We start from the raw sequence: 14,815 nt of genomic DNA, 5'->3' as shown, positions 1-14,815 counted from the left end.
GGCATGCAAACGTATTATTCCGATCTTCTGGTCATCGGCGCGGGCCTTGCCGGCGAACGCGTGGCCGTGGAGTCCGCGCTGGCCGGCTTCAACGTCATCTGTCTGTCCATCGTCCCGGCCCGCCGGTCCCATTCCTCCGCTGCCCAGGGCGGCATGCAGGCGGCCCTGGGCAACTGCGCCATGGGCGAGGGTGACAATGTAGATGTGCATTTCATGGACACGGTCAAGGGCTCGGACTGGGGCTGCGACCAGGAAGTGGCCCGGCTCTTCGCCGACGCCGCGCCCATCGAGATGCGCCGCCTGGCCCATTGGGGCGTGCCATGGAACCGGGTGGTCCCGGGCACATCCTCCTACTTCAAGGGTGGCGAGAAATTCGAGAAATTCGAAAAACCCGAGAAGGAAGGCCTGATCACGGCCCGCTCTTTCGGCGGCACGGCCAAGTGGCGCACCTGCTACACCTCCGACGGCACGGGCCACGCGGTCATGTGCACCATGGACAACAAGTGCGCGGAGCTGGGCATCAACGTCCTCGATCGCAAGGAAGCCATCTCGCTCATCCATGACGGCGAGCAGTGCATGGGCGCCATCGTGCGCTGTCTGCGCACCGGCAAGCTTGAAACCTATCTGGCCAAGGCTACGGCCATCTGCACCGGCGGCTTCGGGCGTCTCTACAAGGCCACGACCAACGCGGTCATTTGCGACGGCGGCGGCCACGTCATCGCCCAGGACACGGGCGTGGTGCCCATCGGCAACCCCGAGGCCATCCAGTTCCACCCCACGGGCATCGTGCCCACGGACATTCTGGTCACCGAGGGCTGCCGCGGCGACGGCGGGACGCTCCTTGATGTCAACGAAGAACGCTTCATGCACATCTACGAGCCCGAGAAGGCCGAGCTGGCCTCCCGCGACGTTGTCTCGCGGCGCATGACCGAACACATGCGCGCCGGAAAAGGCGTGCAGTCGGCCTATGGCGAGCACCTCTGGCTCGACATCCGGCACCTTGGCGACAAGCACATCTCCACCAAGCTGCGCGAGGTGGACGAGATCTGCCAGAACTTCCTGGGCGTGGACGCCCGCACCCAGCTCATCCCCGTGCGCCCGACCCAGCACTACACCATGGCCGGGGTGCGCACGGACAAGAACGGCGCGGCCTACGGCCTTAAAGGCCTCTTCTCCGCCGGCGAGGCGGCCTGCTGGGACATGCACGGCTTCAACCGCCTGGGCGGCAACTCCCTGGCCGAGACAGTGGTCGCGGGCGGCATCATCGGCGTCAAGATCGTCGAATTTTTGAAGGGCTACGAGACGTCTTTCAAGACAGGCGTCATCAATGCCGAGGCCAAACGTCAGCAGGAGCGTATCGACAACCTGATCAGCGGCCGTCTGGGCAAGGAAAACGTCTACAAGGTCCGCGCCGAGATGCAGGAAGCGCTCATGCAGGGCTGCTTCGTGTTCCGCAATGAAAAGGATCTAACCACATGCGTCGAGGTGCTGCAGGGCTTGCTTGAGCGCTCCGGCAGGATCGGCCTGGTCTCCAAGGGCCTTGGGGCCAACCACGAAGTTGCGGCGGCGCTCAAGATCCAGGGCCAGGTCCGCCTGGCCATGTGCATCGCCCAGGCCGCCCTGGTGCGCCGGGAGAGTCGCGGCAGCCACAACCGCGAGGACTTCCCGGCCCGCGACGACCAAAACTGGCTGAACCGCACCCTGGCCTATTGGCCCGAAGGACAGACCATGCCCGAGCTGAAATACGAAGAGGCGACCCCGCACTTCGAGATTCCTCCGGGAGAGCGCGGCTATGGCGGCGGCAAGATCATCCATGCCGACCCCAAGGAAATCGAGGCCAAGACCATCACGAAGAGCAAGTAAGAGGAACACGACATGGGACGACTGCTCCAGTTTGAAATATTCCGCTACAATCCCGAGGACAAGGAATCCACTCCGCACATGCAGACCTTCGTGCTGGAGGAGACCACCAACATGACCCTGTTCATCGCGCTGAACCGTCTGCGCGAGGAGCAGGACCCGGGCCTGATCTTCGACTTCTGCTGCCGGGCAGGCATCTGCGGGGCCTGCGCCATGGTCATCAACGGCCGCCCCGGCCTGGCCTGCCAGACCAAGACCAAGGATCTGTCCGAGACCATCACGCTTCTGCCCCTACCCGTCTTCAAGCTCATCGGCGACCTTTCCGTGGACACGGGCATCTGGTTCCGCGAGATGTACCAGAAGACCGAATCCTGGATCCACACCACCAAGGAATTCGACTCGGCCAAGGAAGAAGAGCGCATGGACAACGCCGTGGCCGAAGAGATCTATGAGCTTGAGCGCTGCATCGAGTGCGGCTGCTGCATCGCGGCCTGCGGCACGGCGCGGCTGCGCGACGATTTCATGGGCGCGGCGGCGCTGAACCGCATCGCCCGCTTCGTCATCGATCCGCGCGACCAGCGCACGGACAACCAGTACTTCGACATCATCGGCAACGACTACGGCATCTTCGGCTGCATGGGACTCCTCGCCTGCGAGGACGTCTGTCCCAAGAAGCTGCCCCTGCAGAACCAGCTCGGCTTCCTGCGCCGAAAAATGGGCATCACCGCAATCAAACAGTTTATCAGGAAATAGCCATGAGAACACTGGACGCAGCCACGGTCATCGACACCGTGGCCAAGATGTGTATCGACTCCAACCGCTACCTCCCCAAGGACGTGCGGGAGCGGTTCGCGCAGTGCGCGGCGCTGGAAGAATCCCCGGCGGCCAAGGAAGTCTTCCGCCAGCTGACCGAAAACTACGAGTTGGCCGAGGAAACGGGGCTGCCTCTGTGCCAGGACACGGGCCTGGCCGTCTTCTTCGTGGAGATGGGCGAAGACCTGCGCATCGAAGGCATGAACATCCGCGAGGCCATCAATGAGGGCGTGCGCAAGGGCTATGCCGACGGTTTCTTGCGCAAGTCCGCCTGCGACCCGCTGACCCGCGCCAATACCAAGGACAACACCCCGGCCATCATCCACTTCGACATCGTGCCCGGAGACAGGCTCAAAATCGCCTTCATGGCCAAGGGCGGCGGCAGCGAAAACATGTCCCGCGTGACCATGCTCTCCCCGGCCCAGGGCTGGGCGGGCATCAAGAAGTTCGTCATCGAGCGCGTGGCCGAGGCCGGTCCCAACCCCTGCCCGCCCACGGTGGTCGGCATCGGCGTGGGCGGCACCTTCGACTACTCGCCCATCCTGGCCAAAAAGGCGCTCCTGCGAAAGCTGGACGACGTGAACCCGGACCCCAAGCTCGCGGCCATGGAGGACGAACTCCTCGAAGCCCTGAACAAGCTTGGCATCGGGCCCATGGGCCTGGGCGGAAAGACCACCTGCCTTGGCGTCAAGATCGCCATGAGCCCCTGCCACATCGCGAGCCTGCCCCTGGCCGTGAACATCCAGTGTCATTCCTCCAGACATCAGGAGGTGGAGATCTGATGGCCGAATACAATCTGCAAACTCCCCTGACGGACGAGGCCATGGCCAAACTCAAGGCCGGAGACGTGGTGCGGCTGACGGGCACCATCTACACGGCCCGCGACGCGGCCCACAAGCGCCTCGTTGACCTTTTGGACAAGGCGGAGCCACTGCCCTTCGAACTGAAAGGCTCGGTCATCTACTACGTGGGCCCCAGCCCCGCGCCTCCCGGCCGCCCCATCGGCGCGGCCGGACCGACCACCAGCTACCGCATGGACACCTACGCCCCGCGCCTGCATTCGCTCGGCTGCAAGGCCTCGGTGGGCAAGGGCAAAAGAAGCGACGCCGTCAAGCAGGCCTTGAAAGACCATACGGCCGTGTATTTCGGCGCCACGGGCGGCGCTGGAGCGCTCTTGTCCAAATGCATCACGGCGGCCAAAGTCATCGCCTTCGACGAGCTTGGGCCGGAGGCCATCCGCGAACTGACCGTGGTTGACTTCCCGCTGCTGGTCATCAACGATTCCCACGGCGGAGAATTGTACGTGCAGCCGGACCGGAAGGCGGCTGGGCTGGAATAGGGGACGCAGGGCGGAAGAAGGGCGGCAACGTAGGGCCGCCCCTACGGTTTGGTAGGTTCCGGGACGATGCATCGTTGGCCCGTCCCGACGATATGGATGGATTCCGGGACGATGTATCGTTGGTTCGCCCCGACGATATGGATGGGTTCCGGGACGATGCATCGTTGGCCCGTCCCGACGATATGGATGGATTCCGGGACGATGCATCGTTGGTTCGCCCCTATGATATGGATGGATTTCGGGTGATGCATTGCTGGGCCAACCGCCGACGTGGACGGATTTTGTGGCGATGCATCGTTGGTGCGGGAATGGTGATGGATTTCAGGGTGATGTATCGTAGGGGCGGCCCTGCGTGGCCGCCCTTCTTCCACCCGCATAAACACGCCATCCCGCAAATCCAGGCGTGACGTTTATCATTTTTATTCATGTTAGTTGCGAAAACAGACGCTCCGGCATGTTCTGTGCGAACGCTGGCCGCATACGCTGCGTAACAACCGGAAGATATGCGGGGCGTCGCCTTGTGCCTTGACCCCTTTGAAGGGGATGCGAATGAATATCAACGCCGCCGTGGCGGCATCACATTTGGAGGACAACATGGCTCTTTTCACGCCCCAGGAAGCCCTAGATTATCATTCCGAAGTCCGTCCCGGCAAAGTCGAAGTCGTGCCGGTCAAGCCCTATTCCACCCAGAAGCATCTGACCATGGCCTACAGCCCGGGCGTGGCCGAATCCTGCCTGGCCATCGCCAAGGATCCGGACCTGACCTACAAGTACACGGGCCGCGGAAACCTCGTCGCCGTCGTGTCCAACGGCACGGCCGTGCTGGGTCTGGGCAACATCGGCGCCTATGCGGGCAAGCCGGTTATGGAGGGCAAGGGGCTCCTCTTCAAGATTTTCGCGGATGTGGATGTTTACGACATCAACCTCGACGTGACCGACCCGGACAAGCTCTGCGAGATCGTCAAGGCCATGGAGCCGACCTTCGGCGGCATCAACCTCGAAGACATCAAGGCCCCGGAGTGCTTTTACATCGAGGACAAGCTCAAAAAAGAAATGAACATCCCGGTCTTCCATGACGACCAGCACGGCACGGCCATCATCTCCGCCGCCGGTCTGATCAATGCGCTGGAAATCACGGGCAAGAAGATCGAGGACCTGCGCATTGTCGTCTCCGGCGCGGGCGCGGCGGCCATTTCCTGCACCCGGCTCTATGTTGCCCTGGGCGTGAAGCTCGAAAACGTCGCCATGTTCGACTCTCGCGGGCACATGCACGCCGGTCGCACGGACTTGAATCCGCAGAAGCGCGAGTTCGCCACGGAAAAAGCCTACGGCTCACTGGCCGAAGCCATGGTCGGCGCGGACATGTTTCTGGGCCTGTCCAAGGGGGGCGTGGTCAGTCAGGACATGGTCCGGAGCATGGGCAAAAACCCGATCATCTTCGCCTGCGCCAATCCGGTTCCCGAAATCTCCTACACCGAGGCCAAGGAAGCCCGTCCCGACGCCATCATGGGCACGGGCCGCTCGGACTTCCCGAACCAGATCAACAACGTGCTCGGCTTCCCCTTCATCTTCCGCGGGGCACTCGACGTCATGGCCTCGAACATCAACGAGGAAATGAAATTGGCGGCAGCCAAGGCCCTGGCAGCTCTGGCCAAGGAGCCGGTGCCGGACTACGTGGTCGAGGCGTATGGCGTGGACAAGCTTGAATTCGGCATCGACTACATCATCCCCAAACCCGTGGACCTGCGCCTTATCGAGTTCGAATCCGCCGCCGTGGCCCAGGCCGCCATGGACACGGGCGTGGCCCGCAAGCCCATCGCGGACATGGACGCCTACCGCGTGTCCTTGCGCGAACGCATCGCCAAATCGCGCGAACGACTGGACGCCTTCGTGAAGACCTATCCGCAGATTTTCTAGCGGTCCGCGTTCAATAAGAAAAACCGCCCCGTCAGCACATTAGCCGGCGGGGCGGTTCTTTTTCGAGATTTCATCACGTCAGCTCCCGGGTCGGACCTTGGACGCTATATACTCTCGAATCTGCTGATAATTTTCCGGAATGCAGAAGACGGCGATGTTCTGGGCAAATCCTCCATAGACCATGATTGTATTGCTGCGGGGGAGTTCTTTGATTTTTTTGATGCTCCCCCATTTGACCAGCACATCCTGGCGCGACTGGGCCAGCACTCCTGCGCCGGCCACGGCCGGTTTCCCCGAAAGCAGGCCGAGCACGACGGTGAGGCCGTTGATGATGCGGTTCTGTTTGGCCTGACGGGCGGCGGTGCGGCAGCGTATCCCCTTGCCGTCGATGACGAATTCGGCGTCGTACTTGCCGCCCCAGACGATTCTGATGAAGAGCCAGGTCAGGAAGAAGAGCAGGCCGATGAGGATGGCCGGATAGCGGAGGTCTGCGATCGAGGCCCCGCTTGCGAGCATGATCACGAAAATCAGCCCGAAGGGGATGCCGACGGCCAGCCCCAGTTGCCTGAGGATGACCGGGTTGCGAAAGATTGGAACTTCTATCGACCACTCAACTCTTTCGCGCATGCTGGACCTGCCTTGAAATATGTGCGGGAGGGCGGTTTGCCGGGTGCCTGACGAAAAATCATAGATCAGAGTCCAGGTTCCTGGCAATGGTCTGAGCCTGCCATGAAAAGGGGCGGCCTAACGCAACTTGAAATGGATGGGTAAAATAACCTGGCAGGCTACGGGTCTGCCCTTCAAGGTCGCGGGACGGAAACGTGAAAGCAGGACCGCTTCCCGGGAAGCCTCTTCCAGGCCGAAACCCACGCCCTGCAAGACTTCCACATCGCGCACGGCTCCAGTTTCGTCCAGGGAAAGCTTCAAGACCACTACGCCTTCCTTGCCCAGCCGCCTGGCTTCGTGCGGATATCTTGGCCGGGCCATGCGTACAACGCCCGGACCGCCGGGTGCGCCGAACGTGACCAGGCTGCCTCCCGCTCCAGACCTGCCGCGCATGTTCCCGTCCGCACCAGACTCGCCGATGTTGGCTCCAGCCCCCGATGCGCCGGAGCGGCTTCCTTGATCCGTGCCTTGCGCGCGGTTGCCGGCTCCGGCTGGAAGCGCTGCGGATTCGGGATCACCCGCGTGGCTGCCGGGAGAATCCACGGCCGGCTCTTCTGGTAATTCCGCAGTGGCAATGTCGGCGTCGAGTTGCTGCGGATTCTGGGTTTTTTTTCCGGGGTCGGGCTGCTTGGCAAGGGTTTGCTCAGGCGGGACCTGTTTGGGAGGTCTGTGCGTGATCGGCGTCTGCTTGGTGGGCGTCGGAGCTGGCTTTTGCACCGCAGGGACCTGGGCAGGGGCGGGCGGCAACTTCCGGGCCGGATCTTTCGCTTCGGCAGCCGGCGGCGTTGTGGACAAAGCTTCGCCATCGGCGGGGGCGGGTGGTGCGGCCGAACCGCCCAGCAAGGGCAGCAGGGAGGATTCGTCAGTTCCTGCTTGTTTCCCGGAAGAAAGTCCGGCTCCTGTGCCGCCGCCGGAAAGCTCCAGAGCCATGAGCATGGGGCCGCCTGATCCTCCGCCGCCGGATCCAAGCCATTTTCCGACCGCGGCCAGGACCAGGGCATGAACCAGCAGCGCGCAGACCACGGACACAAGACACTGCGGGATTTGAAATGACCGCTTCCTGCCTGGCGCTGTCTGCCGTCCTGGAAGCGCAGAGCGATTTTTCCCATGGACGCCTTCTTTGGCTTTTCCTATGTCTTGCGCAGCCTGCCCGCTACCGGCGCGCAGGACTTCACCGCACGGGTCATCCCCATGCGCAGCAAGGACATCATCATGGACCCACAACTCATCATCGTCGCGGGGCGGGAAAAATCTCTGCTCAGGCGTCATCCCTGGATCTTTTCCGGTGCCGTGGCCACTGTCAAGGGCCGACCTGCATCCGGACAGACCGTGGACGTCCTCGGGCAGAATGGACAGTGGCTGGCCCGGGCTTCTTTTTCACCCAAATCGCAGATCATGGGCCGGGTCTGGACTTTCGATGCCGAGCAAGCAATCGACGAGGGATTCTTTGAGCGCCGCATTCGTGAGTCGGCCGGCAGGAGAAAGGATTTCGAGAGCGCGAGCAACGCGCTGCGCCTGGTTCATTCCGAATCCGACGGCCTGCCCGGTCTGATTTTGGATCGCTATGCCGGTGTTCTTGTTTTTCAGCTGCTGACCGCAGGCGCGGAATTCTGGCGTGAAACCATTGTCGGCGCATTGCGCCGCCTCTTCCCGGACGAAGCCATTCTGGAGCGCTCCGATGTGGATGTGCGGGCCAAGGAAGGGCTGTCCGCAAGGGTGGAGGCCGTGCATGGCCGCATTCCCGAGCAGGTCGAGATTCATGAAAACGGCGTGAAATATCTGGTCGATGTGCATGGCGGCCACAAGACCGGCTTCTATCTGGATCAGCGCGACAGCCGTCTGGCCGTGGGCGCGGCCGCCAGGGGACGCGAGGTGCTGAACTGCTTTTCCTACACCGGAGGTTTCGGCCTGGCCGCTTTGGGCGCAGGGGCGGCGCATGTGACCCAACTCGACGCCTCGGCCCCGGCCCTGACCCTGGCCGAGCGCAACCGGGACCTCAATGGCTTTGCGGCCGGGAGCATGGACACAGTCTGCGGTGACGCCTTCCAGATTCTTCGGACCTGGCACAAGGAAGGTCGTACCTTTGATATTATCGTGCTCGATCCGCCCAAATTCGTCGATTCCAAGGCCAGCCTGAACCGCGCGGCCAGAGGCTACAAGGATATCAACCTTTGCGCCTTGCGTCTCCTGAACCCCGGAGGACGGCTTTTTACCTTCTCCTGCTCCGGGCTCATGGAAGACTCCCTGTTTCAGAAAATCGTGTCCGACGCGGCCCTGGACGCCGGCCGCACCGGCCGCATCGTCCGCCGCCTGACCCAGGCCGGCGACCATCCCGTGTCCCTGGCCTTTCCGGAAGGAGCCTATCTGAAGGGGCTTGAGGTGCTGGTGGACTGAGCCGTTCGCTGCAGCGTTCGCTCGATCACGATGCGGTCTGCGCGTTCGTCCCCTTCCCCCGCTGATCCAGATAATACATCACCGGTACGACCATCCTCGAAAAGAGCGTCGCCGCCACTTCTCCGGCCAGAAGCGAGATGGCCAAGCCCTGGAAGATGGGGTCGAAGAGGATGACGAAGGCTCCGGCCACTACGGACAGCGCGGTCAGGACCATGGGCCGGAAGCGTACGGCTCCGGCTTCGACCACGGCGTTTTCCAGCGTTTCGCCCTGCTCGCGGCGCATGGTGATGAAGTCGACCAGGATGATGGAGTTGCGGACCACGATCCCCGCCCCGGCGATGAAGCCGATCATGGACGTGGCCGTGAAGAATGAACCGGAGATGGCGTGGGCCGGGATGATGCCGATGAGCGAGAGCGGAATCGGGATCATGATGGCCAGCGGCGTCGTGTACGATCCAAACCAGCCCACCACCAGAATGGCCACGAGCACCAGCACCACGGCGAAGGCCACGCCCATGTCCCGGAAGACCTCGTAGGTGATCTGCCATTCCCCGTCCCATTTCATGGCGATGTCGTGGGTCGTGTCCGGGCCGCTGGTGTAGAGGCGGGTCAGGGGGCGCGTGTCTCCGGCCTGCCAGGCGCCCTGGCCGGTCCGGCCCAGCTCGTCCAGGGCTTCGTCGATGCGGGCCATGCCGTAGACCGGGCTCTCTTCCTCTCCGGCCATGTCCGCCGTTACGTAGATCACAGGCAGCATGTTCTTGTGGTAGATGTAGCCCGGCGTGACTCCTTGAGCCAGGCTTGCGATCTGGTCCAGAGACACCATTTTTCCATTTTCTCCCCGCACGGGCAGGGTTTCCAGGTCCCGGGAGTGTGAGCGCCTGGAGATGGGCGGGCGAACCACGATAGGCACATCCTCCCGGGCGCGGGGATCGTGCAGGATGCCGACCTGCGTTCCTTTAACGGAGGCGGCCAGCACCTGCCTGGCCCGGTCCGGGTTGATGCCGTTTTGCAGGGCTTTTTCAGCATCCACGCGCACCCGCGTCTCCGGCCGCGGATCGTTCACCAGCCAGTCCACATCGACCACGCTTTGCGTCCGGGTAAAGATGTCCTTGACCTGCCTGGCCACGGCCAGCCTCGATTCGTGCGTCGGGCCGTAGATTTCCGCCACCAGGGTCTGCAGCACGGGCGGGCCGGGCGGCACTTCCACCACCTTGATCCGCGCTCCGAGTTTTTTGGCCAGCGGCGCTATGTTTTCACGCACCCGGCCCGCGATCTCGTGGCTGGAGGCATCGCGGTCTCCGCGGCCGACCAGATTGACCTGAATCTGGGCCACATTCGGACCCCGGCGCAGATAATAATGGCGTACCAGCCCGTTGAAGGAAAAGGGCGCGGCCGTGCCGACGTAAAGCTGCACGTCGGTCACCTCGGGTTCCCGGGTGATGGAGCGCGACAGGGTTTCCGCGGCGGCCATGGTCGTCTCAAGCCCCGTTCCGTCGGGCATGTCGATGACGATCTCGAACTCGCTCTTGTTGTCGAAGGGCAGCATCTTGACCAGTACGGCTTTCAAAGGGAAGAGGCTGACGGCCAGGAGCAGCAGGGCGACCATTCCGGCCAGGAAGAGGGCGCGGAAATGGGACTTTTCGATGAGATGGCGCATGAGCCAGATGTAGCCGCGCGTGAAGATGTCGTCGTGGGTTTCGTGCTCATGGCTGCTTGAGGGTTTGAGCACCCGCTTGGCCAGCCAGGGGGTGATGACGAAGGCCACGGCCATGGACAGCAGCATGGCCATGCTCGCGCCCACGGGCATGGGCCGCATGTACGGTCCCATCAGCCCGCCCACGAAGGCCATGGGCATGATGGCCGCGATGACCGTGAAGGTGGCCAGGACCAGGGGCGCGCGTACTTCGCTGACCGCCTTGATGATGACCTGGGAAAAGGGGCGTCCGGCCGAGCCGGGCAGGCGCACGTGGCGCACGATATTCTCCACGTCCACGATGGGGTCGTCCACCAGGATGCCGATGCAGAAGATGAGGGCAAAAAGCGTGACCCGGTTCAGGGTGTAGCCCAGCAGCCAGTAGGTGGCCAGCGTCACGGCCAGGGTCACCGGCACGGCTACCATGACCACTATGCTGGCCCGTCCGCCGAGGAAAAAGGCCACGATGGCCCCCACGGACAGGGCCGCGATGGCCAGATGGAAGAGCAGTTCGTCGGATTTGTGCTTGGCCGTTTCCCCGTAGTCGCGCACGATCACGGTCTGCATGTCCGCCGGAATGACCATGCCGCGCAGGCTCTCGATGGTCGCCAGCGCCTTTTGGCACAGCTCAGTGGCATTGATGCCCGGACGCTTGGCCACGGTCAGGGTGATGGCGGGCTGGAGCTGTCCGGCCCCGGATGTTATGCCCTTGACGCCGGCCTTCGTTCCCGGAGCAAAGAGGACGTAATCCTCGGGTTCGGCCCAGCCGTCGCTGATTTGCGCCACATTGCCCAGGGTTACGGGGTGGCCGTCACGCACGGCGATGACCGTGCCCGCCACGTCAGCGGCGGAGCGCAGGGCATTGTCGAGGCGGACTTGGCGGCTGGCCCCGGCGGCGGTCATCAGTCCGCTCTGGTCTGCCTGATTCTGTCCCGCAATGGCCGCAGCAACATCCACGCTGTCCAGATTCAGCTGGCGCAGCCGCTCCGGATTCACCTCCACTGTCAGCGCCCGTTTGCGGCCGCCGATGAGGCTTACTTCCGAGACCCCGCTGATGGCCCGCAGGCTTTCGGCCACTTCGGCGCCGACTTGGCGCAGGGTGCGGCTGTCGTGAGTTTCACTGGTCAGGGCCACGGCCAGGACCGGCACGTCGTCGATGGAGCGGGGTTTCAAGATCGGCTGGGAGCATCTGGGCGGAATCCAGTCCAGGTGCTGGTAGAGCTTGCTGTAGGCCTTGATCAGGCTCCTCTCCACATCCTCGCCGACCAGAAAGCGCACGATGGTCAGGGCCTGGCCGTCCATGGCCGTGGAGTAGACGTATTCCACCCCCGGAATCTCCCAGAGCAGTTTTTCCATGGGGCCGACGACGCGCTTTTCGATCTCCTCGGGCATGGCTCCGGGCATTTCGACCATGATGTCGATCATGGGCACGATGATCTGCGGCTCTTCCTCGCTCGGGGTGCGCAGCACGGCGAACACGCCGAGAAAAATGGAAAAGACGATAATGAGCGGCACGAGCTTGGAGTCCACGAAGCTCGCGGTGATGCGGGTCAGAAAATCATGGTTGTGGGAGGGGTGGTCGGACATGGCTTATTCCCGCGCCAGGCGGTCGCCTTCGCGGGCCACGGCGGGCGCGCTGAGGACCACTTCGTCGTTCGGGGCCAGACCGGACAGCACTTCCACCAGGATTTCGCCTCCTGCGGGTGCCTCGTCCAGTTGGCCGGCGCCGGTCTGGCCGGTCTGGAGGATGAAGGTCTGCCCGTCCAGCACGGCCTTTTGGTAGACCCCGCCGATCTTGACGATGCGCAGGCGCAGCATGGAATCCTCGTCCACGATCAGCGCTGTGGTCAGCTCTCCGCGCGGCCGCAAGGCAGCCTCTGGCGCGAGCAGTTTTTTAGCCGTGCCGACGGGTACGCAGACCTTGCCGAACATGCCGGGGCTTGGCGTGCCGTCAAGGGCGGCCTTGACTCGGAAGGCGCGGCTGGCGGGGTCCACCTGGCCGATCACGGCCGAGAGGGTGGTCAGAAAAGGAGCCGCGGACAGCGAGGGGATGAGGGCGACCACGCTCATGCCCTCCCTGATGCTCCCGAGCAGGGATTCGTCGGCCTGGGCCACGAGGTCGAAGCCGCTGCTCAGGTCATCCACTTCGGCCAGGGGCGTCCCGGCCTGTACAAAGGCTCCCAGGTCGACATGTCGGCGCGTCAGTACCCCGTTCAAAGGCGAGGATACGGTGTTGTACCGCATCAGGGCGCGGATTTCAGCGCCTTGGAATCCGGCGGCGGAGGACTGCGCGGCCAGGGCTTTTTCCTGGCTGGCTAGGGCCTCGTACTCGGCCCGGGCCCGGTCCACATCGTCGCGACTGACCGCTGCCTGCTGCAGAAGCTTCTGCATGCGGTCAAAGGTAGCCTTGGCCTGCGCCTTGCGTGCGGCCAGGGCCTTGCTTTCCAGACCGGCCTGCCCGGCCGTGGCGCGCACGCTCTGCTCGCGCTGGCGCAGTTCGGCGTCGTCGATGCGCAGGATGGTCTGACCGGCCGTGAGGGTGTCTCCCTCACGGGCCAGGATTTCCGTCACCGTGCCGCTGGTTTTGCTGGCCAGGGTCACGCTGTTGCGCGACTGGACCTGCCCGGGAAGGCTCCTGCACTCCCTCGCCTCGGTCAGCGCCAGGCGCAGGGTCTGGGCCTGGATGGTTCGCGGTTCGGGCCGTGAGGGGGCGTCGTCTTGACCGCAAGCGGCAAGCAGCAGGGCAAGGCAGAGGAGCAGGTGAAGGAACGCGGGCATGTCGGCTCTCCGGGATGATGTGACTCTGATCAACACGGTGTGTACACCCTGGCCGGTTCGGAGTTCAACCTCGGGGAGGGGGATATTATCTGGAGTGGGGAAGTCGGAAAAGGATCATGGCGGGGCGCTGCCCAGGCGGTTTCCCGCCATGATCCTTCGAGGGAGACCTATTTCAGAAAATCCTTCATGCACCGGCACAGCCGCGTGATGCCTTCGTCGATGGTCTGTTCCGAGGCATTGGAGAAGTTGAGGCGCAGGGTGTTCTGGCCGCCGCCGTCGGTGTAGAAGGGCATGCCCGGCACGAAGGCCACCTTCTGCCCGATGGCCAGGTTGAAGAGATCCATGCAGGAGCCCTTGCCCTCGGGCAGGGTCACCCAGGAGAACATGCCGCCTTCGGGACGGGTGAAGGTCACGCCCTCAGGGGCCTCCCGCTCCAGGGTCGTGACCATGGCCGTTGCCTGGGAACCGTAACACTCCGTGATCTTGGCGATATGGTCGTCGATGGAGTGTTTTTTGAGATACTCATTGATGACGAACTGATTGAAGGTCGAGGAGTGCAGGTCCGCGGCCTGCTTGGCCTTGACCGCCAGGCGGATGATTTCCGGGGGCGCGACCATCCAGCCGAGGCGAAAGCCGGGCACGGTGATCTTGGAGAAGCTGCCGAGCATGATGCTGCGTCCGCCGGTATGGGCGAAGACGGGCTGGTGGTGTTCGCCGGAGAAGCGCAGCTCGCCGTAGGGGTCGTCCTCGATGAAGATGGTCTCGGGATATTTTTGCAGCAGCCTGCCCAGTTCCTCGCGCTTGGCCCTGGAATAGGTCAGGCCCGAAGGGTTCTGGAAATTGGGCACGGCGTAGAAGAGCTTGGGCCGGCCCGTGGCCAGCAGCACCTTTACCTGTTCCAGATTGGGGCCGTCCTCTTCCAGATCAACGGTCACGAAGCGGGGCTCGAACATGGTGAAGGCCTGAATGGTGCCTAGGTAGCTCGGCCGCTCCAGAATGACCTCGTCGTTCTTTTCGATGAAGAGCTTGCCCAGGAGGTCCAGGCATTGCTGGGAGCCGGTGGTGATGAGCACCTGGTCCGGGTCCACGGTTATGCCGCGTTTGGCGTAGCGGGCCGCTATCCAGCCGCGCAATTCGGCGTGCCCTTCGGTGGTGGAGTACTGCAGGGCGCGCGCCCCGGACGTCGCCAGGGTTTCGCGGGCCGCATCCTGCAGGGCTTCGATGGGGAAAAGATGCGGGTTTGGCAGGCCGCCGGCAAAGGAGATGATGCTCGGATCCTGGGTGACCTTTAATATTTCGCGAATGAAGGACTTGGGCGTGTTCTGGATGCGGTTTGTGAATCGAAAACTCATGTT

11 protein-coding genes are annotated in these 14,815 nt (G+C 63.2%); 6 read left to right on the top strand and 5 right to left on the bottom strand.

Features of this window, described 5'->3' with window-relative positions; all coding sequences use genetic code 11:
- Nucleotides 1-3 precede the first annotated feature (3 nt).
- From DBAC_RS15345 to DBAC_RS15320, 5 genes are all read left to right on the top strand, one after another.
- The gene (locus DBAC_RS15345; RefSeq protein WP_015775229.1) at nt 4-1,863 is read left to right on the top strand and encodes a fumarate reductase flavoprotein subunit; all 1,860 of its coding nucleotides are present in this window, start codon (nt 4-6) and stop codon (nt 1,861-1,863) included.
- A gap of 12 nt (nt 1,864-1,875) precedes the next feature.
- The gene (locus DBAC_RS15340) at nt 1,876-2,613 is read left to right on the top strand and encodes a fumarate reductase iron-sulfur subunit (RefSeq protein WP_015775228.1); all 738 of its coding nucleotides are present in this window, start codon (nt 1,876-1,878) and stop codon (nt 2,611-2,613) included.
- A 2-nt stretch (nt 2,614-2,615) separates the two neighbouring features.
- Nucleotides 2,616-3,455 (top strand): fumarate hydratase, encoded by an 840-nt coding sequence (locus DBAC_RS15335; RefSeq protein ID WP_015775227.1) that lies wholly within the window; start codon nt 2,616-2,618, stop codon nt 3,453-3,455.
- Nucleotides 3,455-4,012 carry a Fe-S-containing hydro-lyase gene (locus DBAC_RS15330; protein ID WP_015775226.1) on the top strand — a complete coding sequence of 186 codons (558 nt, stop codon included), beginning with the start codon at nt 3,455-3,457 and terminating at the stop codon, nt 4,010-4,012. The genes DBAC_RS15335 and DBAC_RS15330 overlap by 1 nt, the downstream gene beginning before the upstream one ends.
- Before the next feature lie 594 nt (nt 4,013-4,606).
- On the top strand, nt 4,607-5,929 hold the full coding sequence (locus tag DBAC_RS15320; RefSeq protein ID WP_015775225.1) for a malic enzyme-like NAD(P)-binding protein: 1,323 nt from the start codon (nt 4,607-4,609) through the stop codon (nt 5,927-5,929).
- A 78-nt stretch (nt 5,930-6,007) separates the two neighbouring features.
- On the opposite strand, the gene DBAC_RS15315 is transcribed toward DBAC_RS15320, so the two are convergent.
- Together DBAC_RS15315 and DBAC_RS15310 are read right to left on the bottom strand one after the other, a co-directional pair.
- Nucleotides 6,008-6,556: a hypothetical protein gene (locus DBAC_RS15315; RefSeq protein ID WP_015775224.1), complete on the bottom strand. Its 549-nt coding sequence runs from the start codon at nt 6,554-6,556 to the stop codon at nt 6,008-6,010.
- A gap of 117 nt (nt 6,557-6,673) precedes the next feature.
- Nucleotides 6,674-7,624: an energy transducer TonB gene (locus DBAC_RS15310; protein WP_043811114.1), complete on the bottom strand. Its 951-nt coding sequence runs from the start codon at nt 7,622-7,624 to the stop codon at nt 6,674-6,676.
- Nucleotides 7,625-7,702: 78 nt separating this feature from the next.
- Here DBAC_RS15310 and DBAC_RS15305 point away from each other — a divergent pair, with 78 nt between their 5' ends.
- Nucleotides 7,703-8,989 carry a class I SAM-dependent rRNA methyltransferase gene (locus DBAC_RS15305; RefSeq protein WP_218915578.1) on the top strand — a complete coding sequence of 429 codons (1,287 nt, stop codon included), beginning with the start codon at nt 7,703-7,705 and terminating at the stop codon, nt 8,987-8,989.
- 25 nt (nt 8,990-9,014) lie between these two features.
- Here DBAC_RS15305 and DBAC_RS15300 read toward each other — a convergent pair whose 3' ends face one another.
- The 3 genes from DBAC_RS15300 to DBAC_RS15290 form a co-directional block, all read right to left on the bottom strand.
- Nucleotides 9,015-12,269, bottom strand: a complete 3,255-nt coding sequence (locus DBAC_RS15300) for an efflux RND transporter permease subunit (protein ID WP_015775221.1) — start codon at nt 12,267-12,269, stop codon at nt 9,015-9,017.
- Nucleotides 12,270-12,272: 3 nt separating this feature from the next.
- Nucleotides 12,273-13,460: an efflux RND transporter periplasmic adaptor subunit gene (locus DBAC_RS15295; RefSeq protein WP_015775220.1), complete on the bottom strand. Its 1,188-nt coding sequence runs from the start codon at nt 13,458-13,460 to the stop codon at nt 12,273-12,275.
- 167 nt (nt 13,461-13,627) lie between these two features.
- Entirely contained in the window at nt 13,628-14,812 is a 1,185-nt protein-coding gene (locus DBAC_RS15290) for an aminotransferase-like domain-containing protein (RefSeq protein WP_015775219.1), read from the bottom strand.
- Nucleotides 14,813-14,815 lie beyond the last annotated feature (3 nt).

Source organism: Desulfomicrobium baculatum DSM 4028 (assembly GCF_000023225.1).
Taxonomy (GTDB): Bacteria; Desulfobacterota; Desulfovibrionia; order Desulfovibrionales; family Desulfomicrobiaceae; genus Desulfomicrobium; species Desulfomicrobium baculatum.
Note: the sequence above shows the minus strand (reverse complement) of the source record. Positions and strands in the feature narration are given on the sequence as shown.

Coding starts and splice junctions, on each gene's coding strand:
- DBAC_RS15345 (WP_015775229.1), top strand. CDS start 4: ATGCAAACGTATTATTCCGATCTTCTGGTCATCGGCGCGGGCCTTGCC.
- DBAC_RS15340 (WP_015775228.1), top strand. CDS start 1,876: ATGGGACGACTGCTCCAGTTTGAAATATTCCGCTACAATCCCGAGGAC.
- DBAC_RS15335 (WP_015775227.1), top strand. CDS start 2,616: ATGAGAACACTGGACGCAGCCACGGTCATCGACACCGTGGCCAAGATG.
- DBAC_RS15330 (WP_015775226.1), top strand. CDS start 3,455: ATGGCCGAATACAATCTGCAAACTCCCCTGACGGACGAGGCCATGGCC.
- DBAC_RS15320 (WP_015775225.1), top strand. CDS start 4,607: ATGGCTCTTTTCACGCCCCAGGAAGCCCTAGATTATCATTCCGAAGTC.
- DBAC_RS15315 (WP_015775224.1), bottom strand. CDS start 6,556: ATGCGCGAAAGAGTTGAGTGGTCGATAGAAGTTCCAATCTTTCGCAAC.
- DBAC_RS15305 (WP_218915578.1), top strand. CDS start 7,703: ATGGACGCCTTCTTTGGCTTTTCCTATGTCTTGCGCAGCCTGCCCGCT.
- DBAC_RS15300 (WP_015775221.1), bottom strand. CDS start 12,269: ATGTCCGACCACCCCTCCCACAACCATGATTTTCTGACCCGCATCACC.
- DBAC_RS15295 (WP_015775220.1), bottom strand. CDS start 13,460: ATGCCCGCGTTCCTTCACCTGCTCCTCTGCCTTGCCCTGCTGCTTGCC.
- DBAC_RS15290 (WP_015775219.1), bottom strand. CDS start 14,812: ATGAGTTTTCGATTCACAAACCGCATCCAGAACACGCCCAAGTCCTTC.